Genomic DNA, 22,657 nt, shown 5'->3' with positions numbered 1-22,657 from the left:
GGCGATCATGGGCATCCCGCTGGCGCTGCCGCTGGCCTCCCTGGTGTTCCTGGGAGCCTTCATCCCGCTCGTCGGTGGGTGATCCTCGGGATCGTCGCCATCGTGCTTGCCGTGGAGGTCGCCCTGGGCTGGCATCAGCTGGCCAAGGCCTGGATGAGCCTGTACGAGGCGAACTGGTGGTGGCTGCTGGCGTCGGTGGTGGCGTCGGCCGCATCGATGCACAGCTTCGCGCAAATCCAGCGCACGTTGCTGCGGTCGGCCGGCGTGCACGTCAAACAATTGCGATCCGAGGCCGCCATCTATGCCGCCAACTCGCTGAGCACCACGCTGCCCGGCGGGCCGGTGCTGTCCGCCACGTTTTTGCTTAGGCAGCAACGGCTTTGGGGTGCTTCGACGGTGGTGGCGTCGTGGCAGCTGGTAATGGGTGGCGTCCTACAGGCCGTCGGGTTGGCGCTGCTGGGGCTGGGCGGTGCGTTCTTCCTCGGCGCGAAGAACAACCCGTTCTCGTTGCTGTTCACCCTCGGCGGCTTCGTCGCGTTGCTGATTCTCGCCCAGGCCGTCGCGTCGCGGCCGGAGCTGATCGACGGCATCGGCTGCCGGGTGTTGTCCTGGGTCAACTCCGTGCGCGGCCGGCCCGCCGACACCGGCCTGGACCGATGGCGCCAGACCCTGATGCAGCTGGAATCGGTGAGCCTGGGCCGGCGCGACATGGGGGTGGCGTTCGGTTGGTCGATGTTCAACTGGGTCGCCGACGTGGCCTGCCTCGGCTTCGCGGCGTACGCCGCCGGCGACCATGCGTCGGTCGCCGGGCTGACGGTGGCCTACGCGGCCGCCCGCGCCGTCGGCACGATACCGCTGATGCCGGGCGGGTTGTTGGTGGTGGAGGCGGTGCTGGTGCCCGGGCTGGTGTCCAGCGGCATGTCGCTGCCGAATGCGATCTCGGCCATGCTGATCTACCGGCTGATCAGCTGGCTGCTCATGTCCGCCATCGGCTGGGTGGTGTTCTTCTTCGTGTTCCGCACGGAAAACGTCGCCGTCCCGGACGACGAGGAGCCCGCACCGGAACCCGAACCGACGGCGCACCAGGGCCAGCCCGTCAATGATCCGACCGAGACCGCGCTGCAGGGCCCGTTACCGCCCGATCGCAGCCCGGATAACGAGAACTAGCCGGCGGTGTTGCCGCGCGGCGGGCCCGACAGCGGGTTGGCCGGCGCTGGTGCGACGGGGCCGGTGGCCGCGGGCGGGGCGGCCGGCGTGCCGGCCAGCGGCGACGCCCCCGCGGCATTGCCCGGCAGCGCGGGCAGCCCACCGGCGGCTCCCTGCGCCTGCTGCATCATGCCCATCGCCTGGGTGGGCGAGATCGGCAACTTGCATTGCAGCGACAGGTTCGTGAGGGGCTGGGCGATCGACGTCATGTCGCCGGCCACCTTGGGGTTGGCCTCGAAGTAGGACTTCAGCCCGGTCATCGACTGCGGGCCCGCCTGCTGCTGCAGCATCGAGGTCATCGTCTGGTTGGTCTCCGGATGCGAGTCCAGGTAGTCGCCCATCGACTTGGAGACCGAACCGATCGTCCGGGCGACCTCGCTGGCCGAGCACGGGTCGGTAGCGCCGGTCGCAGCCGGCCCCGCCAGGACCGCGAGGGCGGCGCACGGCACGGTGGCGGCGATCAGCCCGGCGAAGATTCTGCGGCGCCCGGTCGCGGTGCCTCTCGTCATGGAAACTCCTTAGTGTTTGCGACGTCGCACGCAGCACCGACGCCTCGCAAACGGCTGCAATAGACGGCCTCTTCGATAGCGGAGCTCCCCAGGGCCCCCGGGCCATCCGACATCCTGCCATCGCCGGCGGCACCCCTGCCAGCCCGAGCGAGGCCCTGTGAGGAAAATCCCGCCCGGTCACCGGCTCACAACGACTTGGCAGCGTCTTGGCAACAACGCCGTCGCTGCAGCTCAGGAACTAGAAAGCTCACATCATCCACAGGTCGCTGCGGTATTCTCGCCAGCACGCGTTACGCGCTACACGGGGAGTGACGAAATCCAGCAGTTAATGATGCGTCTCAGCCGCAGCCTGCGTAAGTACCGCTGGTTGGTCTTCACAGGCTGGTTGCTGGCTTTGGTTCCGGCGATCTATCTGGCCTTGACGCAGTCGGGGAATCTGACCGGCGGCGGCTTCGAGGTGGCCGGATCGCAGTCGCTGCTCGTCCACGACCAGCTCGAGGAGCTGTACCACGACCAGGGGTCGTCCTCGCTCGCCCTGGTGGCGGCCCCGCGCCCGGACGCCAGCTACTCGGACATCAACGACGCGGTCGCGCTGTTGCGGCGCACCGCCGCCGAGGTTCCCGGCGTCTCGGAGGTGCCCAACCCCACCCAGCGGCCACCGCAACCCGACCGGCCGTATGTCCTTTCGCTGCGGCTGGACTCCCGCAACACCAGCGACGTCGCCAAACAGCTGCGCAAGAAGGTCGGCGTCAACGGGGATCAGCCCGGCCAGACCGCGGACGGGCGGGTGCGGCTGTACGTGATCGGCCAGGGCGCGCTCAGTGCCGCCGCAGCGCAGAACACCAAGCACGACATCGCCGCCGCCGAGCGCTGGAACCTGCCCGTGATCCTCATCGTCCTGCTCGCGGTGTTCGGTTCGCTGGCGGCCGCGGCGATTCCGCTTGCCCTCGGTGTCTGCACGGTCGTGGTCACCATGGGCCTGGTCTACCTGCTCTCGGCCTACACGACCATGTCGGTGTTCGTCACCTCGACGGTCTCGATGTTCGGGATCGCCCTCGCCGTCGACTATTCGTTGTTCATCTTGATGCGCTTCCGCGAGGAGCTGCGGTCCGGCCGCGAGCCGCGGGAGGCCGTCGACGCTGCGATGGCCACCTCGGGGCTGGCCGTGGTGCTGTCCGGAATGACCGTCGTCGCCTCGCTCACCGGGATCTACGTGATCAACACCCCGGCGCTGAAATCGATGGCCACGGGCGCGATTCTGGCGGTCGCGGTCGCGATGCTGACCTCGACCACGCTGACCCCGGCGGCGCTGGCGACGTTCGGCCGATCGGCCGCCAAGCGGTCGGCGTTCCTGCATTGGTCGCGCGGGCCGGAGGGTGGCCAATCCCGGTTCTGGAACCGCTGGATCGGCTGGGTGATGCGCCGGCCGTGGATCTCGGCGCTGGCCGCCTCGCTGGTCCTGCTCGTCATGGCGGCACCGGCCTCATCGATGGTGCTGGGCAACAGCCTGCTGCGCCAGTTCGACTCCTCGCACGAAATCCGCGCCGGGGTGGGCGCGGCGGCCCAGGCCCTCGGCCCCGGCGCGCTCGGCCCGATCCGGGTGCTGGTCACCTTCCCGGACGGCGGCGCCGCCTCACCCGAACACAGCCAGACCATCGGCGCGATCCGGCAGCGGATGGCGCAGGCCCCGAACATCGTCTCCGTGGCGCCGCCGCAATTCGCCGAGGACAACGGCAGCACCCTGCTGTCCGCGGTGTTGTCGGTCGACCCCGAGGACATGCGCGCCCGCGAGACCGTCGGCTGGATGCGCGCGCAGCTGCCCAAGGTGCCCGACAGGGGAACCGCGCGGGTGGACGTCGGGGGCCCGACCGCGCTGATCAAGGACTTCGACGACCAGGTGTCCAAGACCGAGCCGCTGGTGCTGGCGATCGTGGCGCTGATCGCGTTCGTGATGCTGCTGCTGTCGGTCCACTCGGTGTTCCTGGCGCTCAAGGGCGTGCTGATGACCCTGCTGTCGGTGGCGGCCGCCTACGGCAGCCTGGTGATGGTGTTCCAGTGGGGCTGGCTGAAGGACCTCGGCTTCGCCCAGATCAGCTCGATCGACAGCACGGTCCCCCCGCTGGTGCTGGCGATGACCTTCGGCTTGTCGATGGACTACGAGATCTTCCTGCTGACCCGCATCAGGGAGCGCTTCCTGCATTCCGGGAACACCCGCGACGCCGTCGCGTACGGCGTGAGCACCAGCGCCCGCACCATCACCAGCGCGGCGCTGATCATGATCGCCGTCTTCATCGGCTTCGCGTTCGCCGGCATGCCGCTGGTGGCCGAGATCGGCGTGGCGTGCGCGGTGGCGATCGCCGTGGACGCGACCGTGGTGCGGCTGGTCCTGGTACCGGCGCTGATGGCGATGTTCGCCCAGTGGAACTGGTGGATCCCGCCGTGGCTGTCGCGCGTGCTGCCCTCGGTCGACTTCGACCGGCCGCTGCCGGAGGTCGATCTCGGCGACGTCGTGGTCATTCCCGACGACATCTCGGCGCTGACGGCGCCCAACGCCGACCTGCGGATGGTGCTCAAGTCGGCGGCCAAGCTCAAGCACCTCGCGCCCGACGCCATCTGCGTGACCGATCCGCTGGCGTTCACCGGCTGCGGGCGCACCGGCAAGGAGAGGCAGGGTGCGCTGCTGCAGGGGCCGGACCAGGATCGCGGTCGCGATCCCGGCCAAATTCCCCACCAGGTCAACATCGACGACGAGAAGGCGGGCGTCGTGGTGGGCGCCGCCGGCCGCAGGACCGGCAGCAACGGCCACACCAACGGCGCCTCCGGGGCCAAGAAGCGGGTCGGCGGCCTGACGTCACGCAACGGCATCGCCAAGGCGATCGTGGGGTCGGACCGGCCCGTCCACCCGGTCACGTTGTGGCGGGGGCGGCTTTCGGTCGCCATCGACGCGCTGGAGAGCGAGACCGACACCGCGGACCGGCCGGTGTACGAACGCCGCAGCCCGGTGGAGACCACCCACGTTCAGTTGCCCACCGGCGACCGGCTGCTGGTCCCGACCGGCGCCGAGACGCTGCGCCTGAAGGGCTACCTCATCATGTGCCGTAACAGTCGCCGCGATTACGCCGACTTTGCCGATATGGTTGAAACGTTGGAGCCCGAGACCGCCGCTGTGGTGCTGGCCGGCATGGACAGGTACTACTGTTGTCAGTCGCCCAGGCGGGAATGGATCGCCACCCAGTTGGTCCGTCGACTCGCTGATCCGGATCCCTGTGATTTGAACGACGAGCAGGGGTCCTCCGAGGGCGACGCCCACCCGGACTGGGAGGAGATCAGGCAGCGCTGCCTGTCGGTGGCCGTAGCGATGCTGGAGGAGGCGAGGTGACGTTGGCACCTGACCGACGCTCCACACTGCCGTCCCAGCGGCCGGCGACCGATCCGCGCACCGGTCCCGGCGGTGAATCCCGCAGTGCACCCCTTCAAGACTCCGACCAGCCCGTGGAGTTCTGGCCGACGTCCGCGATTCGCGCCGCGCTGCAAGGCGGTGACATCGCCACCTGGAAGCGCATCGCCGCGGCGTTGAAGCGCGATCCGTATGGGCGGACCGCCCGCCAGGTCGAAGAGGTGCTCGAAGGCACCCGTCCCTACGGCATCTCCAAAGCGCTGTGGGAGGTGCTGGAACGCGCCCGCACCCACCTGGAGGCCAACGAACGGGCCGAGGTGGCCCGCCACGTGCGGCTGCTCATCGACCGCTCGGGCCTGGCCGAGCAGGAATTCGCGTCCCGCATCGGGGTGACCGCCGAAGAACTCGTCGCCTACCTGGACGGCAGCACCAGCCCGTCGGCCGCGCTGATGATCCGGATGCGCCGATTGTCGGATCGGTTCGTCAAGGTGAAGTCGACGCGCGCGGCCGAGTCCAACTGATCACCTGATCGGCAGCACGTCCGATACCAGCCATGCGCCGCCGCGCTTGGTCAGCGCCACCCGCAGCGCGGGCGCCGACCGGCTGGCCGGCTGGCCCGGCGCGTTCTGGGTGACCCGCAGGATCACCGCCACGCTGGCCGCCGACGGCCCGAGGGCCTCGACGCCGGCCGCCAGCGTCGCGGCCTGAGCGGTGACGTTGTGCTGGGCGAGCTCGGCGCTGGTCTTCGTGTACTGCTCCTTGAACGCGGCGGCGTGGTCGGGGACGATCAGCGCCGTGGCGCGGTCGATGGAGCTGTCCGGGGCGCCCGGGGTGAACGACGCCATCGCCTCCGCCATGCCCGTGGCGACCCGAACCACGTCGCGGGAGTCGTCCTTGAACTCGCGGTCCGAGCGCGTCCAGTGCGTGTATCCGGTGACCACCGCGGCCACCAGCGCTGCCGTGCAGAGCAAGACGACGGCCAATCGCAGGCCCGGTGCGTCGTCATCGGTACCGACGCTGACCGAATCACGGCGCAGCAGCCAGAAATTGACCCCGACACCCTCGACGATCAGCAGCACCAGCACCGAGCACGCCGAAACCCACCACAGCGGCCAGCCCAGGATCAGGCCGATCGCCAGCAACCCCGTGATCGCGGCCAGCGGGGCCAGGATGTCGAACGCGAGCAGGCGCCACAGGTTTCTCATCGGATCGATTCCAGTCCCGAGATCATCAGCTTGCCGTCCACGTTGACGACGTCGAGCCGCAGGTTCCAGTGCACCGTCTGCGGTTTGGCGCCGGCGTTCTCGCTGACCGACGTCGCGACCAGCATGACCGAATCCAGGCGGCTCGCGAAGGGCGGCAGCTTGGTGGTCACCACTGGGCGGGAAACGCCGGGCTGGGTGTCCAGGTCGTGACGCACGGCCTCGACCGCCACCGCGTCAATGCGCCCGGCGCTCTTGGACTGCAGCTTCTCCACCACCTGCTTATAGGGCTGCATGGCCGCGTCGAAGTCGGTGTTGAGTTCGCCGACCGTGCCGTCGTGCAGCCGTTGCAGGCTGGCGTCGATGTTGCCGCTGTTCATGTTGATCAGCACGCCCGTCCAGTCGGCGGCGGTTTGCATGACGCGGGTGAGGTAGCGGCGCTCGGCCGTGTCGTCGCGATGCCCGGACCAGAGGAAGAACCCGAACACGATCGCGGCCACCGACAGCACGCCGAGGACGGCCGACGCGATGCCGTACGGGGAGAACATCGGGCCGCCGGCGCCCTCCGATTCGTCGTCAAGGTCTTCGTCGGGGTCGGCGAGGTCTGCCTCTTCCGTTTCCTGGGTTGCTGGCTCGGTGCGCTCGCCGTCGGACATGGCCCGATCGTCGCACCCGACAAAGATGGAAGGATGGCGGGGTGACAGTAGAGGCCATTCGCTCGGGGATCGACCTGAGCCATGTCGACGCCAACACCCGCCCCCAGGACGACCTGTTCGGTCACGTCAACGGCCGCTGGCTGGCCGAATACGAGATCCCGGCGGACCGGGCGACCGACGGCGCGTTCCGCCACCTTTACGACCGCGCCGAGGAACAGGTGCGCGACCTGATCATCGAGGCCAGCGAGACCGGCGCGGCCCCGGGCACCGATCAGCAGCGCATCGGCGACCTCTACGCCAGCTTCCTCGACGAGGAAGCCATCGAGCGTCGCGGGCTGCAACCGCTGCTCGACGAGCTGGCCACCATCGACGAGGCCGCCGACCCGGACGCGTTGGCCGCGGCGATTGGTGCGCTTCAGCGCACGGGAGTGGGCGGCGGCGTCGGGCTGTATATCGACACCGACGCCAAGAACTCGGCCCGGTACCTGGTGCACGTCACCCAGTCCGGCATCGGATTGCCCGACGAGTCCTACTTCCGCGAAGAGCGGCACGCCGAGGTGCTGGCGGCATATCCCGGTCACATCGCGCGGATGTTCGGCTTGGTGTACGGCGCGGCGCCGGACGCGCACGCCGACACCGCGGCCCGCATCGTGGCGCTGGAGGGCAAGCTGGCCGCCGCGCACTGGGATGTGGTCAAGCGACGGGACGCCGAGCTCAGTTACAACCTGCGCACCTTCGCTGATCTGCAGACCGAAGGGCGGGGCTTCGACTGGACCGGCTGGGTTGACGCGCTGGGCGCCACACCGGAGGAATTCGCGGAAACCATTGTGCGGCAACCTGATTACCTCACCGCCTTCGCCGCCCTGTGGTCCAGCGCCGACCTGGCGGACTGGAAGGATTGGGCCCGTTGGCGGTTGATCCGTGCCCGTGCGTCCTGGTTGACCGACGAGCTGGTCGCCGCGGATTTCGACTTCTACGGCCGCCTGCTCACCGGCGCCGAGCAGATCCGGGAACGCTGGAAGCGGGCGGTGTCGCTGGTGGAACACCTGATGGGCGATGCCGTCGGAAAGCTCTATGTACAGCGGTATTTCCCGCCGGACGCCAAAGCCCGCATCGACGCGCTGGTGGAGAACCTGAAGTCGGCCTACCGGCTGTCCATCAACGAGCTGGACTGGATGACGCCGCAAACCCGGGAGCGTGCCCTGGCCAAGCTGGACAAGTTCGTCGCCAAGGTCGGCTACCCGGCGAAGTGGCGGGACTACTCCAAGGTGGTGATCGACCGCACCGACCTCTACGGCAACTTCCAGCGCGGCTACGCGGTCAACCACGACCGCGAACTCGCCAAGCTGGGCGGCCCGGTCGACAAGGACGAGTGGTTCATGACGCCCCAGACGGTCAACGCCTACTACAACCCGGGGATGAACGAAATCGTCTTTCCGGCAGCCATTCTGCAGCCGCCGTTCTTCGACGCCGAGGCCGACGACGCCGCCAACTACGGCGGGATCGGCTCGGTGATCGGGCACGAGATCGGGCACGGCTTCGACGACCAGGGCGCCAAGTACGACGGCGACGGCAACCTGGTGGACTGGTGGACCGACGCCGACCGCGCCGAATTCGGCGCTCGCACCAAGGCCCTGATCGAGCAGTACGAGGCGTACACGCCGCGCGGGCTGGACACCGGTCACCACGTCAACGGCGCCTTCACCGTCGGGGAGAACATCGGCGACCTGGGCGGCTTGTCGATCGCCCTGCTGGCCTATCAGCTGTCGCTGCAGGGCCAACCCGCGCCCGTCATCGACGGTCTCACCGGGGTGCAGCGGGTGTTCTACGGCTGGGCTCAGGTGTGGCGCACCAAATCCCGTCGGGCGGAAGCGATCCGGCGGTTGGCGACCGATCCGCACTCGCCGCCGGAGTTCCGCTGCAACGGCGTCATCCGCAATATGGACGCCTTTTACGAGGCGTTCGGAGTCGCCGAGGGCGACGCGTTGTTCCTCGAGCCGCAGCGGCGGGTCAGGATCTGGAACTAAGCGACCGCTTCGATGCGCGCCGGCACGTGCTTGTGCCACGGCGTGCCGGCGTAGGGGTCGCGCCACTCCGTCGAGGTGAGCGCGTTCGGGGCGACGCCCCGGACCACGGTATGCCCGTCGGCGTCGACGTAGTCGAGCCCAAACCCGTTGGGCAGGGCCGCATGTCCGGCCAGCATGGTCTCGGTGATCTCGACGGTGGCCTCGGCACTGCCGGCCGCGGTGCTGATGCGGGCGCGGCACCCGTCGACGAGTCCGAGTGCCTGGGCGTCCTCGACGCTCACGCGCAGCGCACCGTCCGCGTCGCGTTTGCGCCAGGAGGGGTCGCGGAAGATGTCGTTGGCGGTGTAGGCGCGGCGCTCGCCCACCGACAGCACGATCGGGAAATCCGGCGTGGTCAGGCGCGGCGGGGCCCCGGTCAGCGCCCGCAAATCGTCGAGCATCGCGGGGATTTCCAGCGCGATCTTGTGGTCGGCGTGGCTGATCAAAGCGAAGTCGTCCTCGTAGTTGTGGACGGTGAACGTCACCCCGGACGGGGTGTCGAGGATTGCGTCGAACAGCGCGTTGCCGTCGGCGTGACCGGCGCGGCGCACCGCCTCGGGATAGGTCAGCGCGGCCTTCTGGGCGAGCCCCCACAGCGCGGCCGCGCCGCGCAGGCCGTCCGGCAGCGTGGGCCCGAGCGTCTCGTAGAGGACATAGGGAAGCAGCTTGGCGACGGTCGGGTTGGTCGCGGTGGCGGTCAGGAAGGCTTCGGTGTAGGCCGCTCGCCCGCGCCGGGCGGCTTCGGACAGTGGCCGCAGATCCTTGTCGTCGACCACGCCCAGGGCGCGCACCAGCCGAGCCCAGATCTCCGGCTCGGGCAGCGTCCCCGGCAGCGGTTCGAGTAACGGCCGGCGCAGCTGAAAAGCGTTGTGCGGGAACTCTAGATTGAAGAATGTGGCTTCCGGCTTCTCGAACTGGGACGCAGCGGGCAGCACGTAGTGCGCGAGCCGGGCGGTCTCGGTCATCGCGACGTCGATGACGACCATCAGTTCCAGCGCTTTGAAGGCCTCCCGGCAGGCGGCCGAGTTGGCCAGCGAATGCGCGGGATTGCTGCTCTCCACGATCATGGCCCGGAACCGGTCCGGGTGGTCGGTCAGGATCTCCTCGGGCACGACGTTGCTGGGCACCAATCCGGAGATGATGGGGGCGCCGGTCACCGGGGTGCGCCCGGAGAACTGGCCGAACAGCGGCCCGAAGGCCGAATGTAGATGCTGGCCACCCTTTTTCGCGAAGTTGCCGGTGAATATCCACAGCAGCTTGTTCAGGTACGAGCAGAGCGTGCTGTTGGGCGCCTGCTGCACGCCGAGATCCTCGAATACCGAGACGCTGTCCGCGGCGGCGATGCGCCGCGCCGCCGCGCGCAACAACTCCTCGTCCACCCCGCACCGTTGCGCGTAGTCGGCAACCGGCACCTCGCGCAGCTCGGCGCGGACGGCGTCGGCGCCGCGCACGTGTTCGGCCAGAAACGTTTCGTCACAGAGGTTTTCCTGGACCAGGACGGCCGCCAGCGCGGCCAGGCACCACGCGTCGGTGCCGGGTTGCACCCGTAGATGAAAGTCGGACATCTTGGCGGTGTCGGTGACGACCGGATCGATGACGATCATCGACCGGTCCGGGTCCTTGGCGATCTCGTTGAGCACCACCCGGGCGCGGGGAAAGCTCTGCGACATCCACGGGTTCTTCCCGACGAACACTGACACTTCGGCGTGCTCGAATTCGCCCCGCGTGTGACCGCCGTACAGCTGAGTGTCGATCCAGGCTTCACCGGTCTTCTCCTGCGCCAGGGCATTTGACCGGTATCGCGAGCCGAGGGCTTTGAGGAAGGCGCCGCTGTAGGCACCGCCCAGGTGATTGCCCTGCCCGCCACCGCCGTAGTAGAAGATCTTGTCTCCGCCGTAGGCGTCGCGGATGTGCTTGAACCCGTCGGCGATCTCGACAATCGCGGTGTCCCAGTCGATTTCCTCGAAAGTGCCGTCGGCGCGCCGGCGCAGCGGAGAGGTCAATCGGGCGCCGCTGTTTTGATAGTGGTCCAGCCGCAAGGCTTTGTTGCAGGTGTAACCCTGCGACGCCGGGTGGGCCTTGTCGCCCCGGATGCGGGCCAGCTTCCGATCTTCGACTTGGACGACGATGCCGCAGTTGCACTCGCAGAGGATGCACGCCGTGGGCTTCCATTCACCGGTCATCGCGGGAGGTCCTTTCCGTTCGCCTCGGCCGACAGCAGGTCACGTAGCTGGCGGTGCACGACGTCGAGGGGGCTCAGGTCGCGCCGCACCCGGGCCAGCACGATCGCGCCCTCCAGCGCGGTGGTGGCCAGCATCGCCAAGTCGCCGGCCCGTGCGCGCGGTATCCCGTCGGCGACGAAGCGCTGCGCGATCAGGTCGGTCCAGCGGTCGAACACCGACGCCGCCCGTTCGACGACGGGCGCCATGCGCTCTTCCTCGCCGGCCTCCACGGAAACCGCGACCACGGGGCAGCCCGCGCGGAAGTCGCTGTCGAGCAACTGGCGGCGATACTTGTCGATGAGGGTGTCCATCAGCTGGGGGCCGTTTTCAGCTTCGGCGATGATCGCGGCGACGTGCTCGCCGGCGTAATCCACCGCCTCGCAGAGCAGTTGGGTCCGGCCGCCCGGGAAGTAGTGATAGGCCGATCCGCGCGGTGCGCGGCTGTGCTCGAGGACGTCCGAGATCGCGGTGGCGTGGGCCCCTCGCTCCCTGATCAACAACGCGGCCGAGATCACCATCCGCTCGCGTGGACTGCGCATCGCCGCTCCTTCGGGCCGCTTGGTTATGTATGTTGCTATACATAATGCGCGGCGCGCAAGGGGTACCACGAGCAGACACAAGATCGCCCATTCCGAGCCGGAATTGGGCGATCTTGTGTCTTGTCGGTTAAGCCGTCAGTTGATCCAGTCGGCGGAGCCGTCGTTCTTCTTGTAATTGCCGCCGCTGGAGTTCTTCACGACGATGGGATCACCCGGGCCGAAGTTGTCGAAGAACCACTTGGCGTTGGTGGGGCTGATGTTGATGCAGCCGTGGCTGACGTCGCGCTTGCCCTGATCGTCGACCGACCACGGCGCGCTGTGCACATAGTCGCCGACGTTGTCGAAGCGGACCGCGTCCTCCACCGTCACCTTGTAGCCGTAGGTCGAGTTGACCGGGACCCCGTAGGTCGACGAGTCCATCACCACCGACGCCTTCTTGTCCTGCACGTAGTAGGTGCCATTGGGCGTCTGGTGGTTGCCGGACGTCATGCCCATCGACATCGGGAAGGTCTTCTCCACGGTGCCGTTGCGGGTGATGGTCAGCTGATGGGTGGCGTCGTCAGCCGTGGCCACCAGCGTGTCGCCGGTCTGGAAGTTGGTGACTGTGCCCCCGGCGTCGACGGTCACCGCGGTGTGCGCGGGCCAGAAGCTCAGCGGACGCCAGCGCAGCTGGGTCGGGGTCATCCAGTAGAACTTGCCCGGCACCGGCGGCACGGACGAGACGTGGACCGCATCGATGGCCGCGCCGGCGTCGTCAACCGTTCCGGGGAAGTTGATGATGATCGGCTGGGCCACCCCGACCGTCGAGCCGGTTTTCGGGACGAATGTCGGCGGCCCGAACGGGGCCTTCCCGGTGAACGGGGTGGGGTTCTGCCCCGCGGCCGAGGCGGCCGCCGGCTGCGCCATCGGGGGCATCCACGGCGGCGGTGCCGGGGCGTCGGGCGGAGGCGGCGGCGCGAACGGGTCGGGCGGCGGCGCGGGCGGCCCGGGTGGGCCCGCCACCACGCCCGGATCACCGGGGGCCGGGTCCGGGTCCGCAAGCGCCGGAGCGGCGCTTAGGACCAGTGCCAAACCCATGACAGAAGCCAATCCGGCTGCGTTCAGGGCGGTCCAAGACCGCCCTCGCATCCAGCCCGACATATGCATCCCTCCACGCTCGAGTACCTGACCCAGTGTGGCATAGGGCGCACTCCAGCTAACGCATTCCGGGTTGCCGGGTGCCGGGTTTCGGCCGCATTTGCGCCGTTGAGCTGGTCAGCTATGAATCGCGTGAGGTTGTCGGCGCAACGTCGAGCGCCTGGCGGTTGGCCGCCGCACCGACCAGCGCGGCAGCCATCAAACCGGCCGACGCGGCCAGCATCAGGACGACGCTGCGCTCATAGAGCAGGCCGCCGGCGAGCGCGCCCGCCATGATGCCCACCTGAAACGCCGTCACGTACAGCCCCGACGCCCCGTCGGGATCGTCGGCGCCACTGCGCATCGCGGCGGACTGCATCATCGGCGACACGGCGGTGGCCATCGCCCCCCAGAGCACGATCGCGGCCGTCCCGATCAAGGCCGCCGCCGCGGCGGGCTTGCCACCCAGCGCCAGCGCGGTCAGCACGACGAGTGCGGCCGTCAGGCCGAACATGCAACCGATGATCGCCCCTTTGGGCCGGCGGTCGAGTGGCCGCGCCACCAGGCCGACGGCGAGCACCCCGGCGGCGCCGTAAGCGGCCAGCACCCACGCGAGGTTGGGCCCGCGCACGCCGACGACTTCGCGGATGATCTCGACGATGTAGGTGTACGAGACGAAATGACCGGTCACGCCGATCATGGTGATGATGCTGACGATGATCAGCCGGCGGTTGCGGTGGTGGCGGGCCCGGGGCCCCACGCACTCGAGCTGGTCCGCGGTCAGCACCATCTGCGGCAACATCACCCGGGCGGCCACCGTGACGATGGCGGCCGCCACGGTCACGCACACCACCGCCAGGCGCCAGCCCCACATCAGGCTCATCGCCGCGGTCAGCGGGCTTCCGACGACCAGCGCCAGGCTGGTCCCGATGTAGATCGACATCGTCGCGCGGCCGGCGTGGCTGGGCGGTACCAGCCGGGTCGCGATCGGCGCGATGACCGACCAGAGCAGGCCGTGGGTGATCGCGCAGAGCACGCGACCGGCGGCCAGCACCGCGAAGGTGGGCGCCAGCGCGGAGATCACCTGGGAGACGGTCAGGCAGGTCAGGCTCAGGACCAGCACCCGGCGGCGCGGCAGGTGCGCGGTCCAGCGCACCAGCGGGATCGTGGTCAGGGCCGCCACCAGGGCGTACCACGACAACAGGGTGCCCACCAGCACCAGGCTGACGTGCAGGTTGCGGGCGATCGCCGGCAGCGCGCCGACGGGCAGGATCTCGGCGGTGACATAGATGAACGCCGCCGCGGCCAGCACGACGAGCTGGGCGGCGATCCGTGGGGTCCACGTTCGCGCGGCAGCGGCAGCATTGGATTCGGCAGTCATGGCGTCGGTATCGGCCGGGCTACCCAGTTCCTGGGTTGTCGCGCCTAATGCGATCACACTGCCTTAGCGTACGGACCGCAACTACGGCTCCCCCCTTGTCAGGGCCGGAGCTCGGGTCTCAACTCGGTCACCAATCAGGAACGAACCAGGCGCGCGATGGCGGCGGAGGCTTCGGCGAGCTTGTGATCGGCGTCGTCGCCGCCCTCGGCCACGGCCCGGGTGACGCAGTGGTTGAGGTGCTCGTCAAGCAGGTTCAGCGCGACGGAACGCAGCGCGCTGTTCACCGCGCTGATCTGGGTGAGGACGTCGATGCAGTACTTGTCTTCCTCGATCATCCGGGCGATGCCCCGCACCTGACCCTCGATGCGCCGCAGCCGCTTGGCGTAGTTGTCCTTCTGCTGCGAATATCCGTGCTCGTTCGTCATCGCCCTGCCTCACCCTCTGCCGCTACGCGCCCGCCGGCGCCACCAATCCACTTTATACCCCGCCCGGGTATGACCCGCGGATTTGCCGTCCGTCCAGTTCACGCATACTTGCAGGATGGCCACCACACCCGATGCGACCGGAACCGCCGACATCAAACCGCGCAGTCGTGACGTAACCGACGGCCTGGAGAAGGCCGCCGCGCGCGGCATGTTGCGGGCGGTCGGCATGGGTGACGAGGACTTCGCCAAGCCGCAGATCGGGGTGGCGTCGTCATGGAACGAGATCACCCCGTGCAACCTCTCGCTGGACCGGCTCGCCAAGGCGGTCAAGGAAGGGGTGTTCGCGGCCGGCGGCTACCCGCTCGAGTTCGGGACGATCTCGGTTTCCGACGGCATCTCGATGGGCCACGAGGGGATGCACTTCTCGCTGGTGTCGCGCGAGGTGATCGCGGACAGCGTCGAGACCGTGATGCAGGCCGAGCGCCTCGACGGGTCGGTGCTGCTGGCCGGGTGCGACAAGTCGCTGCCCGGGATGCTGATGGCCGCCGCCCGGCTGGATCTGGCGGCGGTGTTCCTGTATGCGGGCTCGATCCTGCCCGGGCGAGCCAAGCTGTCCGACGGCACGGAACGCGAGGTCACCATCATCGACGCGTTCGAGGCCGTGGGCGCGTGCGCCCGCGGATTGATGTCCCGTGAGGACGTCGACGCCATCGAGCGCGCGATCTGTCCCAGCGAGGGTGCGTGCGGCGGCATGTACACCGCCAACACGATGGCCAGCGCCGCGGAGGCCCTCGGCATGTCGCTGCCCGGCAGCGCGGCCCCGCCGGCCACCGATTACCGCCGCGACGGGTTCGCCCGCCGCAGCGGCCAGGCCGTCGTGGAGTTGCTGCGCCGCGGCATCACCGCCCGCGACATCCTCACCAAGGAGGCGTTCGAGAACGCCATCGCGGTGGTGATGGCGTTCGGTGGGTCGACCAACGCCGTGCTGCACCTGCTGGCGATCGCACACGAGGCCGCCGTCGAGTTGTCGCTCGACGACTTCAGCCGGATCGGTTCGAAGGTTCCGCACCTGGCCGACGTCAAACCGTTCGGCCGCCATGTCATGTCGCACGTCGACCAGATCGGCGGCGTTCCGGTGGCGATGAAGGCGCTGCTGGATGCGGGCCTGCTGCACGGCGATTGCCTGACCGTGACGGGCCGGACCGTTGCGGAGAACCTGGCCGCGATCGACCCGCCCGACCCGGACGGCAAGGTACTGCGGGCCCTGGACAATCCCATCCACCCGACCGGCGGCATCACGATCCTGCGTGGGTCGCTGGCGCCCGAGGGCGCGGTGGTCAAGTCCGCCGGCTTCGACTCCGACGTCTTCGAAGGCACGGCAAGGGTTTTCGACGGTGAGCGCGCCGCGCTGGACGCTCTGGAGGACGGCACGATCACCAAGGGCGATGCCGTGGTGATTCGCTACGAGGGCCCCAAGGGCGGACCCGGAATGCGGGAAATGCTCGCGATCACCGGCGCGATCAAGGGTGCCGGCCTGGGCAAGGACGTGCTGCTGCTGACCGACGGCCGCTTCTCCGGCGGGACGACCGGCCTGTGCGTCGGCCACATCGCACCCGAGGCGGTCGACGCCGGGCCGATCGCCTTCCTGCGCGACGGCGACCCCATCCGCCTGGATGTTGCGAACCGGGTCCTCGACGTCCTGGTCGATCCGGCCGAATTCGATTCCCGGCGAAAGGGTTTCGCTCCTCCCCCGCCGCGGTACCAGACCGGCGTACTGGCGAAGTACGTCAAGCTGGTGAGCTCGGCGGCGAACGGCGCGGTCTGCGGTTAGCTCCGATCGCCGCTTCGCTCAACGGGTTTGGAAACTATGCGTGGGTGGCCGCCGCGCGTGTGCGCCTGCCGAAGTAGGTCGCGTTGAGACCCAACAGCGTCAACAACGCACCGGCGACGATGTTCGACCACATCATGCCCGCGGTCAGCGCCACACCCGGCAGAATCCACAGCGAGACGATGACCCACACACCGAGCACCGGCATCGTCCAGGTCATGCCGTGTGCGCGGTCGAGCGCCGTGGCGAACCCGTACGCCAAGAACGCCGCGGCGATTCCGGCAACCAGGTTGGACGTGGCGAGCGATCCCGTCGCGCTGAAACCCACCATCCACGGTGACGCGGCCACATACAGGCCGGTCAGCAACGCCAGCCCAAAGGTGACGTGCGCACTCATCGACTCGGCGACGCGGTCATAGCTCGCGCGCAAAGCCAACAAATCCGGGTGGTGATCGATTGATGAATGGACTGTACTCATTTTGTGACCTTTCTGTTATGCAGCAAGCCCGTTGTGTAGCAAGCACTGTGGGCCGTCTGCACCCATCCATCTGCCGTCAAGATTACGCTCGATCGCGCCGCGCCAGCAACGAAATCGAGCCCGCCAGAGGACGGATTGGCCTGGCGCGTAGCGTCGTAAGACGTGGACATCGCGGACCGGCTGCGCCTGGATGTTCCGGTCGCGCAGGCGGGTATGGGCGGCGGCCTGGCGGGCGGGGCGCTGGCGGGTGCGGTCGCCCAGGCGGGTGGCCTCGGCACCCTGGGCCTGGCCACGCCGCGCCAACTGCGGGCGGCCATCGATCAGGTTCGGGAGCGGGCGCCGGGCCGGGCTATCGCAGTGAACCTGTTGATGCCGTTCGTGCACCGCTCGCACGTCGCGGTCTGTGTCGACGCCGGCGTCGACGTCGTCGTGCTGGCGTTCGGTGAGAAGCGGGGACTCGTCGCGCACCTTCGCGATGCCGGCATCTTCGTCTTCGTGATGGTCGGTACCGCGGCACAAGCCGGCGCCGCCATCGGTTGGGGCGCCGACGGTTTGATCGCGCAGGGCCGCGAGGCCGGTGGCCACCTCGTCGGCACCATGCCGGCACTGCGGTTCCTGCCGCAGGCGCTGGCGGCGGCCGGCGGCCGCCCGGTCTTTCTCGCCGGCGGTATCGCCACCGGCGCCGACACCCGGGCCGCCCTGGCGGCGGGCGCCAGCGGCGTCGTCGCCGGGACGCGATTCCTGATGACGCACGAAGCCAACGCCAACCGGGAGTATCAGCGGCGAGTAGCCCAGGCGGACAAGACGATCGAGACCAACCTCTTCGGACTGAGCTGGCCGCTGCGGCATCGCGTCGTGCCCAACGCCGCGACGCGGCGCTGGTGCCGCGACGACGGCTGGGCAAAGGCTTTGCCGGCGTCCGTCAACGCGGCCAGCCGCTCGATGGCCGCGCTGGGCTACTTCGACGCCGGCGCATTGATGCGCCTGCAGTCGGTGGGCCGCCCGCTGTTCACCCCGCTGGCACCGCTCGCCACGATGCCCGATGCGTGGGTGGACCGCGCGGCGCTGTACGCCGGTGAAACAGCGCTGCGCATCGGCGAACTCACCTCCGCCGCCCAGGCGGTCGCCGACCTCGGCCCACGCTGATCGGCGCTAGCGCACCAGCGCAAGCGCGAAGCCATCCCAGCGCTTGGCCCCCACCGTCTGGATCACCGCCGTGTCCAGTCGCGGGTGCTCACCCATCAGCTCCAGCGTCTCGCGCACCGCCCGCGCCTGGGCGTTGTCCTGCGGGTCCAAAACCTGCCCCTCTCGAATGACGTTGTCTGCCACGATGACTGCGCCGGGACGGGCCAGCCGGACCGCCCACTGCAGGTACGCGACATAGTTCTCCTTATCGGCGTCGATGAACACCAGGTCGAACGGGCCGCCGTTCAATGTCGGCAGCGTGTCCAGTGCGGCGCCCACTAGCACCTCCACCCGGTCGGCGAGACCCGCCCGCTCCAAGTTGGCCCGCGCGACCTCGGCGTGCTTGGGTTCGTATTCGAGCGTCACCACCCGGCCCTGCGGGCCGGCACCGCGGGCCAGCCAGATCGTGCTGAAGCCGCCCAGCGTGCCGATCTCGAGGATGCGCCGCGCCTGGATGGTCCCGGCCAACAGGCTCAGAAACTTGCCCTGCTGGGCCGACACGGCGATCTGCGGTAACCCCGCGGCGTCGCTGGCTTCCAGTGCCGCGCGCAGGGCCGGGTCGTCGCCAACCACGGTGTTGTCCAGAAAAGCGTCCACGTCTTGGGGGGTCGGTTTCTGCGTCATGTGGTCAACGCTAGCCGCGCGAGGCCGCCCCGGCAGTGACGGTCCGATCGGTATCGGACGGGTCACGACCATTTACCGGATACCCATGGGGGGTATATAGTGGCGTTGTGGTCGATCACAGCCGTAAGAGTCCACGACAAAGAAATGGGTGAGTGAAATGGCAAATTACGAAGCAGGCACCGAACTGACCTGCGGCCACGAGGGCTGCGGGTGTCGCGTTCGTATCGAGGTCCCCTGCCACTGCGCCGGTTCGGGCGAGCCGTACCGCTGCACCTGCGGCGACGAGCTGACCCCCGTCAAGTAGCCCGCTGAGGCGCGCGTCGAGTGTGCGTCCAGGGCGGCGCCACGCCGGGGGGGAACAACCCTGAGCGCACGGTCAAAGCCGTGAACGCACACTCGATGCGGCCAGCGGCCGCGGATCAGCGTCCGAACGTACGACCGGCGAGCTCTACCGTCGCCGCCAGCCGCGGCGCGACCGCCGACGCGCTGACCGCGACCAGATAACCGCCCGCCGTGATGCGCCAGCTTCCCGCATTACCGTCGTAGCGGGCGAGCAGGCGTGGATCCGCCTCGATGGTGACGCGGCGCGTGGCGCCCGGTTCCAGCTCGACTCGTTCGAATCCCAGCAGACGCAGGCATTTTCGGTCCGGAGCGGCGGTCAGGTACAGCTGCGGGACGTCGGCGCCGGCGTGGCTGGCGATGTTGACGACGCTGAAGCTGGCGGTCACCGTGTCCCCGCCGGTGACCGTCAGATCACGATACTCGAAGTCGGTGTAGGACAGGCCATGACCGAAGGCGAACATCGGGGTCTCGCCGGTGGTGGCGAACCAGCGGTAGCCGACATCGGATCCCTCGAGGTAGTCGATCGTGCTCGGCACGCCCCACGGGGCGTCGCGTCCCGGCAGCTCCGGGCGCGGCGTCTGGTCCAGGTCAACCGGAAAGGTGATCGGCAGCCTTCCCGATGGATTGGCCTGGCCGGCAAGTACTTCCGCGATGGCCCTGCCGCCGGACTGCCCCGGATACCAGGCCTGCAGGATGGCCCGGACCGAATCCCGCCAGGGCATGCTCGCCGGGTTGCCGGTTTCGAGCACCACGACGGTGTTGGGGTTGGCGTCCGCCACGGCGGAGATCAGCGCGTCCTGTCCCCAGGGCAGCGACAGGTCGGCGGTGTCGTATCCCTCCCCTTCGGCGCGGATCGCGAACACGATGGCGATGTCGGCACGTCGCGCCGCGAACACGGCCTCGGCGGGACTCACGCCGGGATCGAATTCGATTTGGGCGCTGGGGAATTGCTTTCGCAGCTCGTCCAGGGGGCTGGACGGCAGTAAGTGCAGCTTGCGCAGCCCGGCCTCCAGCCCCGAGCCGCCGATCGGGATGACGGCCGCGTAGCCGCCCGGCGGGACGACGGCGCTGGACCCGTAGCCGGCCGGCACCCCGACGTGTGCATATCCGCCGATGACGGCGATCCTCGCGGTCGACTCCGGCGCCAGGGGCAGCAGACCGCGGTTGGTCAACAGCACGATTCCCTGCCGGGCGATCCGCAACGCGATTTCGTTGTGCGCGGCCATGTCCGGCGCGGGCGCGGCTTCGGCCCGGTCGACGCCGACCGCGAACATCGACCGCAGGATCCGCCGGACCATGTCCGAGAGACGTTCGTGGGTCAGCCTGCCGTCCGCATGAGCGGCCCGCAGCGGCTCACCGAATGTCTCCGACTGCCACAGCAGCGCGTCGATTTGCGACCCACACTCTTGGTCCAGCCCCGCCAGCGCGCACTCCCACGACGGCGTGGCCCCCCAGTCGGACATGACCCAACCCCGGTATCCCCAGGCACCTTTGAGCACCGCGTTGATCAGGACGTCGTTAGCGGCGGCGTACGTTCCGTTGACCTTGTTGTAGGCGGTCATCACCGCACCCGGCTGCGCTCGCTCGATGGCGATCTCGAAGGCCAGCAGGTCGGATTCGCGATGCGCGTCGGGGTCGATGACCGCGTCCAAGAAGTGCCGATTGGTCTCGTTGCAGTTCAGCGAGAAGTGCTTGACCGTCGAGATCACACGTTGCCCCTGGATGCCGTTGATCGACTCCGCGGCGATAGTCGCGGTCAAAAGCGGGTCCTCGGAGAGGTATTCGAAGTTGCGCCCGTTGCGCGGGTCGCGCGCGAGGTTCATCGACCCCGCGAGCTGCACGTTGAACCCGCGACTGCGGGCCTCCCGGCCGATCACCTCACCCGCGGCGCGGGCCAGTGTCGGGTCGAAGCCGGCGGCCATCGCGAGCCCGGCGGGCAGCGCCGTGGCCGTGTCACCCGGGCGATAGCCCGGGTTGGTCACGCCCAGCCCGGCATCGCTCATCAGCAACGCCGGCACGCCCAGCCGCGGAACGCCCGGGACGTAGGCGGCGCTCATCGGAACCTCCGGTGGGATGCGCTCATCGCGCACCGGCCACATTTCACCGGCACCCATCACGCCGACCAGCAGCGCGAATCGCTCGTCGTCGGTCATCCGGGCTTCGACCGCATGCGCCCGGGCGTCGGCGTCACCGCCGAACGAGCTCACCGCGCACCCTCTTTCGCGTACACGACCCGGAGCACGTGCCCGAGTTCGGGCCCCATCACCAGCTCCGCCAGCTCACCGAACGTCGCGACGAACTCGGGGCCGTGTGGCGGCTCGGCCTGGCACAGGTGGTGCGCGACTTCGTGGAGCACCACCAGCTCGCGCAGCGCCCAGTCGGCGGTGTCGCGGTCGGGGACGGCGATAATGCCTGCGCCATCACGAAATTCGTAGTGGGCGGCGGTCGCGGCCCGGCGCGGGCGCACCCGCAATGGCGGGACGGCGGGCCACCGCCGGCACACCGCCGGCAAGGAAAGCACCTGGTCAACATAGCGCTGGACGGCGGAGACCGAGCCGAATCGCCCCTCCGGCGGCAGCGTGAGCTGCGCGCCGAAGAAGTCCACGGCGCGCGACCCGTGTTCGGCGGCGCGGTCGAACAGCGTCCGGACGAACTCCTCGGCGGCGTACACCTTGGCTCGCTGTGAGTCCCGCCTGGCGGACCGCTCCGGGCTCACCGGCCCAGCGGGGCGCGCGCTCCGGGCAGTTCGGGGCTGTTGCCCAGCCGCGCTCGCCGACCGGCGCGGTCGCCGGTGCGCCGCGCCGCCGACGAATAGCCGGCCGTCGCCCGGCTCACCTGATAGGTACCGCGTGCCTTCGACGCGCTCCGATAATAGTCGTGTAGCTCGATATCCTTGTCCCGCAATGCAATAGCGGTGCCCGGCGGACGCCGACGGTCCTTGGTGGCCTCGCGCCGGGCCTCGTCGCGCGCCTCCGCCAGGCGCTGGCCCACCCGCGCGCCGAAGGCCAGCTGGAAGTTGAGCCGCGCGGTGATGGTCGGGGTGGGCCGGTGCGCGCCCGACGCGAGGTAGGCATCCGACGCCCGCACCATCTGGACGACCAGGCTGGCGTACAACGCGTGCGTAGCGTCGATGTCCTCGGCGAACCCGTAGGCGTAAACGAATGTCGAATTCGACGCCACATCACAGCGCACGTCATTGGCCAAGGCGATCAACACGAACAGCTGCACATACGTCCGCAGCCCCTTGGTGCCCGCGTTGCCGATGGTGATCGTGCGCTGGGTCGGTGCCTGCGCCGGTGAGCGGTTGGCGGCGTGCGACCGCGCCACCGCCAGGTCGATCGAGGCCGCCGTCGCCAACCGCTGCGCGGCGCTCATGAAGGCGTCCGCCTCGTGCGGATTGTCGGTGCCTTCGGCCTGACGCAACAGCGCGGCGATGCGGGCCAGCATTTTGTCGTCGGTCATACGCGCCAAACTACGTGAG

The 22,657-nt window shown here is 69.0% G+C and carries 20 protein-coding genes; 7 read left to right on the top strand and 13 right to left on the bottom strand.

Going from position 1 to position 22,657, the window contains the following annotated elements:
* A partial coding sequence (locus A5709_RS13285) for a YbhN family protein (RefSeq protein WP_369827322.1) occupies nt 1–1,167 on the top strand: 1,167 nt, incomplete at its 5' end.
* Here the strand turns inward: A5709_RS13285 and A5709_RS13280 are convergent.
* Nucleotides 1,164–1,715 carry a hemophore gene (locus A5709_RS13280; RefSeq protein ID WP_067946230.1) on the bottom strand — a complete coding sequence of 184 codons (552 nt, stop codon included), beginning with the start codon at nt 1,713–1,715 and terminating at the stop codon, nt 1,164–1,166. The two genes, A5709_RS13285 and A5709_RS13280, sit on opposite strands and share 4 nt — an antisense overlap.
* Before the next feature lie 328 nt (nt 1,716–2,043).
* Here A5709_RS13280 and A5709_RS13275 point away from each other — a divergent pair, with 328 nt between their 5' ends.
* Together A5709_RS13275 and A5709_RS13270 are read left to right on the top strand one after the other, a co-directional pair.
* Nucleotides 2,044–5,094 carry an efflux RND transporter permease subunit gene (locus A5709_RS13275; RefSeq protein WP_068120282.1) on the top strand — a complete coding sequence of 1,017 codons (3,051 nt, stop codon included), beginning with the start codon at nt 2,044–2,046 and terminating at the stop codon, nt 5,092–5,094.
* Entirely contained in the window at nt 5,091–5,633 is a 543-nt protein-coding gene (locus A5709_RS13270) for a hypothetical protein (protein ID WP_067946234.1), read from the top strand. Before A5709_RS13275 ends, A5709_RS13270 begins: the two co-directional genes overlap by 4 nt.
* On the opposite strand, the gene A5709_RS13265 is transcribed toward A5709_RS13270, so the two are convergent.
* Nucleotides 5,634–6,317 (bottom strand): hypothetical protein, encoded by a 684-nt coding sequence (locus A5709_RS13265; RefSeq protein WP_068120280.1) that lies wholly within the window; start codon nt 6,315–6,317, stop codon nt 5,634–5,636. It abuts the gene before it with no gap.
* Nucleotides 6,314–6,970, bottom strand: coding sequence for a hypothetical protein (locus A5709_RS13260; protein ID WP_067946238.1), 657 nt, complete (start codon nt 6,968–6,970; stop codon nt 6,314–6,316). Before A5709_RS13260 ends, A5709_RS13265 begins: the two co-directional genes overlap by 4 nt.
* A 41-nt stretch (nt 6,971–7,011) precedes the next feature.
* Here A5709_RS13260 and A5709_RS13255 point away from each other — a divergent pair, with 41 nt between their 5' ends.
* Entirely contained in the window at nt 7,012–8,997 is a 1,986-nt protein-coding gene (locus A5709_RS13255; RefSeq protein WP_068120278.1) for a M13 family metallopeptidase, read from the top strand.
* Here A5709_RS13255 and A5709_RS13250 read toward each other — a convergent pair.
* From A5709_RS13250 to A5709_RS13230, 5 genes are all read right to left on the bottom strand, one after another.
* Nucleotides 8,994–11,219 carry a molybdopterin-dependent oxidoreductase gene (locus A5709_RS13250; RefSeq protein WP_068120276.1) on the bottom strand — a complete coding sequence of 742 codons (2,226 nt, stop codon included), beginning with the start codon at nt 11,217–11,219 and terminating at the stop codon, nt 8,994–8,996. The two genes, A5709_RS13255 and A5709_RS13250, sit on opposite strands and share 4 nt — an antisense overlap.
* Nucleotides 11,216–11,797 (bottom strand): TetR/AcrR family transcriptional regulator, encoded by a 582-nt coding sequence (locus tag A5709_RS13245; protein ID WP_156744864.1) that lies wholly within the window; start codon nt 11,795–11,797, stop codon nt 11,216–11,218. Before A5709_RS13245 ends, A5709_RS13250 begins: the two co-directional genes overlap by 4 nt.
* A gap of 135 nt (nt 11,798–11,932) precedes the next feature.
* The gene (locus A5709_RS13240) at nt 11,933–12,937 is read right to left on the bottom strand and encodes a L,D-transpeptidase family protein (protein ID WP_068120274.1); all 1,005 of its coding nucleotides are present in this window, start codon (nt 12,935–12,937) and stop codon (nt 11,933–11,935) included.
* A gap of 118 nt (nt 12,938–13,055) precedes the next feature.
* Nucleotides 13,056–14,294, bottom strand: coding sequence for an MFS transporter (locus A5709_RS13235; protein WP_068120272.1), 1,239 nt, complete (start codon nt 14,292–14,294; stop codon nt 13,056–13,058).
* 134 nt (nt 14,295–14,428) lie between these two features.
* Nucleotides 14,429–14,719, bottom strand: a complete 291-nt coding sequence (locus tag A5709_RS13230; RefSeq protein ID WP_067742523.1) for a metal-sensitive transcriptional regulator — start codon at nt 14,717–14,719, stop codon at nt 14,429–14,431.
* Nucleotides 14,720–14,834: 115 nt separating this feature from the next.
* Between A5709_RS13230 and ilvD the strand changes: the two genes are divergently transcribed.
* Entirely contained in the window at nt 14,835–16,550 is a 1,716-nt protein-coding gene (ilvD, locus tag A5709_RS13225; RefSeq protein WP_068120269.1) for a dihydroxy-acid dehydratase, read from the top strand.
* 34 nt (nt 16,551–16,584) lie between these two features.
* Here the strand turns inward: ilvD and A5709_RS13220 are convergent, their stop codons facing one another.
* Nucleotides 16,585–17,025 (bottom strand): SPW repeat protein, encoded by a 441-nt coding sequence (locus A5709_RS13220; protein ID WP_067946252.1) that lies wholly within the window; start codon nt 17,023–17,025, stop codon nt 16,585–16,587.
* A gap of 162 nt (nt 17,026–17,187) precedes the next feature.
* On the opposite strand from A5709_RS13220, the gene A5709_RS13215 reads away from it, so the two are divergent.
* Entirely contained in the window at nt 17,188–18,171 is a 984-nt protein-coding gene (locus A5709_RS13215; RefSeq protein WP_068008525.1) for a nitronate monooxygenase family protein, read from the top strand.
* A 6-nt stretch (nt 18,172–18,177) separates the two neighbouring features.
* Here the strand turns inward: A5709_RS13215 and A5709_RS13210 are convergent, their stop codons facing one another.
* A complete protein-coding gene (locus A5709_RS13210; RefSeq protein ID WP_068008530.1) occupies nt 18,178–18,834 on the bottom strand; it encodes an O-methyltransferase in 657 nt (218 codons plus the stop codon).
* 157 nt (nt 18,835–18,991) lie between these two features.
* Here A5709_RS13210 and mymT point away from each other — a divergent pair, with 157 nt between their 5' ends.
* Nucleotides 18,992–19,138, top strand: a complete 147-nt coding sequence (gene mymT, locus A5709_RS27465) for a metallothionein MymT (protein ID WP_082953243.1) — start codon at nt 18,992–18,994, stop codon at nt 19,136–19,138.
* 115 nt (nt 19,139–19,253) lie between these two features.
* On the opposite strand, the gene A5709_RS13205 is transcribed toward mymT, so the two are convergent.
* Genes A5709_RS13205 through A5709_RS13195 form a run of 3 tightly spaced genes read right to left on the bottom strand, consistent with a single transcriptional unit; the run spans nt 19,254 to nt 22,638 of the window.
* Entirely contained in the window at nt 19,254–21,329 is a 2,076-nt protein-coding gene (locus A5709_RS13205) for a beta-glucosidase (protein WP_068120284.1), read from the bottom strand.
* 50 nt (nt 21,330–21,379) lie between these two features.
* Nucleotides 21,380–21,892 (bottom strand): TIGR04338 family metallohydrolase, encoded by a 513-nt coding sequence (locus A5709_RS13200; protein WP_068120267.1) that lies wholly within the window; start codon nt 21,890–21,892, stop codon nt 21,380–21,382.
* Nucleotides 21,889–22,638 carry a DUF2786 domain-containing protein gene (locus tag A5709_RS13195; RefSeq protein WP_068120265.1) on the bottom strand — a complete coding sequence of 250 codons (750 nt, stop codon included), beginning with the start codon at nt 22,636–22,638 and terminating at the stop codon, nt 21,889–21,891. The genes A5709_RS13200 and A5709_RS13195 overlap by 4 nt, the downstream gene beginning before the upstream one ends.
* Between the last annotated feature and the right edge of the window lie 19 nt (nt 22,639–22,657).

It is taken from the genome of Mycobacterium sp. E1386 (assembly GCF_001672745.1).
GTDB lineage: Bacteria > Actinomycetota > Actinomycetes > Mycobacteriales > Mycobacteriaceae > Mycobacterium.
Note: the sequence above shows the minus strand (reverse complement) of the source record. Positions and strands in the feature narration are given on the sequence as shown.

Bases quoted from the DNA above. Each gene is read 5' to 3' on its own strand.
- A5709_RS13280 (WP_067946230.1), bottom strand. From the start codon at position 1,715: ATGACGAGAGGCACCGCGACCGGGCGCCGCAGAATCTTCGCCGGGCTG.
- A5709_RS13275 (WP_068120282.1), top strand. From the start codon at position 2,044: ATGATGCGTCTCAGCCGCAGCCTGCGTAAGTACCGCTGGTTGGTCTTC.
- A5709_RS13265 (WP_068120280.1), bottom strand. From the start codon at position 6,317: ATGAGAAACCTGTGGCGCCTGCTCGCGTTCGACATCCTGGCCCCGCTG.
- A5709_RS13260 (WP_067946238.1), bottom strand. From the start codon at position 6,970: ATGTCCGACGGCGAGCGCACCGAGCCAGCAACCCAGGAAACGGAAGAG.
- A5709_RS13250 (WP_068120276.1), bottom strand. From the start codon at position 11,219: ATGACCGGTGAATGGAAGCCCACGGCGTGCATCCTCTGCGAGTGCAAC.
- A5709_RS13245 (WP_156744864.1), bottom strand. From the start codon at position 11,797: ATGCGCAGTCCACGCGAGCGGATGGTGATCTCGGCCGCGTTGTTGATC.
- A5709_RS13240 (WP_068120274.1), bottom strand. From the start codon at position 12,937: ATGTCGGGCTGGATGCGAGGGCGGTCTTGGACCGCCCTGAACGCAGCC.
- A5709_RS13235 (WP_068120272.1), bottom strand. From the start codon at position 14,294: ATGACTGCCGAATCCAATGCTGCCGCTGCCGCGCGAACGTGGACCCCA.
- A5709_RS13230 (WP_067742523.1), bottom strand. From the start codon at position 14,719: ATGACGAACGAGCACGGATATTCGCAGCAGAAGGACAACTACGCCAAG.
- ilvD (WP_068120269.1), top strand. From the start codon at position 14,835: ATGGCCACCACACCCGATGCGACCGGAACCGCCGACATCAAACCGCGC.
- A5709_RS13220 (WP_067946252.1), bottom strand. From the start codon at position 17,025: ATGAGTACAGTCCATTCATCAATCGATCACCACCCGGATTTGTTGGCT.
- A5709_RS13210 (WP_068008530.1), bottom strand. From the start codon at position 18,834: ATGACGCAGAAACCGACCCCCCAAGACGTGGACGCTTTTCTGGACAAC.
- mymT (WP_082953243.1), top strand. From the start codon at position 18,992: ATGGCAAATTACGAAGCAGGCACCGAACTGACCTGCGGCCACGAGGGC.
- A5709_RS13205 (WP_068120284.1), bottom strand. From the start codon at position 21,329: ATGACCGACGACGAGCGATTCGCGCTGCTGGTCGGCGTGATGGGTGCC.
- A5709_RS13195 (WP_068120265.1), bottom strand. From the start codon at position 22,638: ATGACCGACGACAAAATGCTGGCCCGCATCGCCGCGCTGTTGCGTCAG.